This window comes from Alitiscatomonas aceti (genome assembly GCF_025567195.1).
GTDB classification, from domain to species: Bacteria; Bacillota; Clostridia; order Lachnospirales; family Lachnospiraceae; genus Alitiscatomonas; species Alitiscatomonas aceti.
The window spans coordinates 38,795-41,200 of sequence record NZ_JAOQJF010000030.1; the positions used below are offsets into that span (position 1 = coordinate 38,795).

General features: G+C 51.3%; 3 protein-coding genes and 1 pseudogene. All 4 read right to left on the minus strand.

Going from position 1 to position 2,406, the window contains the following annotated elements; genetic code table 11:
• Window positions 1-326, minus strand: a pseudogene (locus tag OCV69_RS13040) (phosphate--AMP phosphotransferase); the annotation flags it as partial.
• Window positions 327-393: 67 nt separating this feature from the next.
• A complete protein-coding gene (locus tag OCV69_RS13045; RefSeq protein ID WP_158359567.1) occupies window positions 394-1,503 on the minus strand; it encodes an aldo/keto reductase in 1,110 nt (369 codons plus the stop codon).
• Window positions 1,504-1,522: 19 nt separating this feature from the next.
• The gene (locus tag OCV69_RS13050) at window positions 1,523-1,822 is read right to left on the minus strand and encodes a DUF3783 domain-containing protein (RefSeq protein WP_262563143.1); all 300 of its coding nucleotides are present in this window, start codon (window positions 1,820-1,822) and stop codon (window positions 1,523-1,525) included.
• A 359-nt stretch (window positions 1,823-2,181) separates the two neighbouring features.
• The coding region (locus OCV69_RS13055) for a hypothetical protein (RefSeq protein WP_262563144.1) at window positions 2,182-2,406 on the minus strand (225 nt) is incomplete at its 5' end.

Below are 2,406 nucleotides of genomic sequence, written 5' to 3' on the forward strand. Positions count from 1 at the left end.
AAGATCCGCCGGTTCCAGCTGGTGTCAAAAATGGCGATCCGGCCCTTTTCCGGGCAGCGGATGGCAAACCGCCATAAAAACGGGTGCATGGCCTCCTCTTCCCCGTCCCGGTCTCCCGTGTACACGTCAAAGCCCCTGGGATCCAGCGCCTGGATCAGACGGCTGATCTGGAGGCCCTTTCCCGCAGCATCGAAGCCGTCAAAGGTGATGATGACCGGGATCTTCTCATCCTTAAGCCGTCTCTGGAGAACGCCCAGGCGGGCCGCAGCCGCAGCCAGACGGGCCTTATCTCCTTCTTTCCGGCTCTTCTTTTTCTCTTCCTGCATAAAAGGACCTCCATTTCCATATTTATTTTCCTGCGTTTCCCGGATCCGGCCGGCACGTCCAGTCCGCCTATACGAATGCCTGGGCTACTTTTGGCATCATCTCGCTGATCTTAATATGCTGCGGACATTCCTTTTCACAGTGATGGCAGGCCCAGCAGGCGTCGGCCTTAACGGACAGGGCCTCATATGCCTCCTTAGCCGGGGTCATGCCGTGGCTGGCAGTCATATTATATGCAGCAAACAGCTCCGGAATATTCAGGCCAAAGGGACACGGCATGCAGTAAGCGCATTTGGTGCAGTTCACAAGGGCCATTTCGTCGAAGATCTTTTTGGCTTTTTCGTAAACGGCCTTTTCTTCCTCTGTCACCATGCCCACATGGCTGCGGCTGGCGTATTCCAGGTTGGCCTCCACCTGCTCCGGCTCGGTCATGCCGCTTAAGAGAAGGCTTACCTCCGGCTTATCCCATAAGAAGTCCAGAGCGTATTCCACATGGGATTTTCCTTCCGGGAAGGCCTCGGCCACATGGGGTGCCAGGTTGGCCAGCTTTCCGCCTAACAGCGGCTCCATGATCACAACGCCCAGTCCCTTGGAGGCTGCGTATTTTAAGCCTTCGGTCCCTGCCTGGTGGGTCAGGTTGATGTAGTTATACTGGATCTGGCAGAAATCCCAGCCGTCATAGGAATCGATGATCTCCTTGAACAGGTCCAGGGAATCATGGAAGGAAAAGCCTATGTAGCGGATCTTTCCAGCGGCCTTGGCCTCCTCCAGCTTCTTTGTCAGATTGAGCTTTTTCACCTTTTCCTCATAGCGTTCCCTGCTTAAGGCATGAAGCAGGTAAAAATCGATGTGGTCCGTATCCAGCTTCTTTAACTGTTCATCCAGATATTTGTCAAAGTCATCCTCTGTCTCCAGGAGCCATACAGGCATTTTATCTGCCAGGTACACCTTTTCACGGTAGCCGTCCTTTAAGGCCTTTCCAACTACCAGCTCGCTGGTACCCTGGTGATACGGATACGCGGTGTCCACATAGTTGACGCCGTTATCGATGGCATGACGCACCATGGCGATGGCTTTTTCCTCGTTGATGGTCTTGTCTTCGTTGACCGGGAAGCGCATGCATCCAAAGCCCAAAGCCGAAACCTCAACACCAGTATTACCAAATTTTCTGTACTGCATATACAATTCCTCCATTTATTTATTGGGAACCTCCCTTTGTCATCGCTTCATGTTCCCTGGCGATCTCTTCATACAGCTTTTCCCCATCCCAGAACTGGTTCACAGGGGTCAGCACTGCTTTATAGTCGATACGGCCCACCCCGGACCGGTACAGGGCGTGGATCACCGCATCCACCTGTGCAGACGCCAGGCCTGCCATGACCATCATCTCGCAGTCAAATTCTGTACCCGGGCGGTCATTTTCCGCCGGAGGCACCTCCTTCACTCCGGCCAGGTATCCCACCGGCTGGAAATATTCCTCCGGTCCCACGGTCCTCATCCGCAGCCCCAGGGGAGCAGCGCCCGCTTTACCTTTTTTAACCGTTCCTGGTCCTTAAATCCGTACAGCAACACTGTTTCTTTCATATGATCTCCTGTCTGTTTTTTCATGTCCATTTCTGAAGCTGTTATTCTTTTATTATATCAATTTTGCTGTTTTAATGCAAGACTGGCGTTTTGTTTCCGACAGTCCTTTGTATACAGGAATTAACTTAAAAAATGAATTTTTTAAATTCCACCGTCCACATGCCCCACGTCTCCTTATGCGGCGGTATTTATTCTGGCAGCTCTTACACCGAAGGTTTTTGGCATTCAGGATTTATCTGAGAGTCGGATCGTGTCTGCCTTGTATGGGGGGACTTAAAGAGGGCAGCCAATATTTTTGATAAGAAAATATGTCTCTGGTGTGTTTACCCTATCTGGTACATTTTTGCATTCTGATTCCGGGGCAGTCTGGACTATTGGGTACAAAGCGTACATTTTTTCTCCCATGGGGCTGTCGGTTAATACCGATTTTTTCCCCGGATAACAAAAGAATGAGACAGTCCGCAGAACTCCTGGCTTTTTCAGGGCTATGGTTTTCTG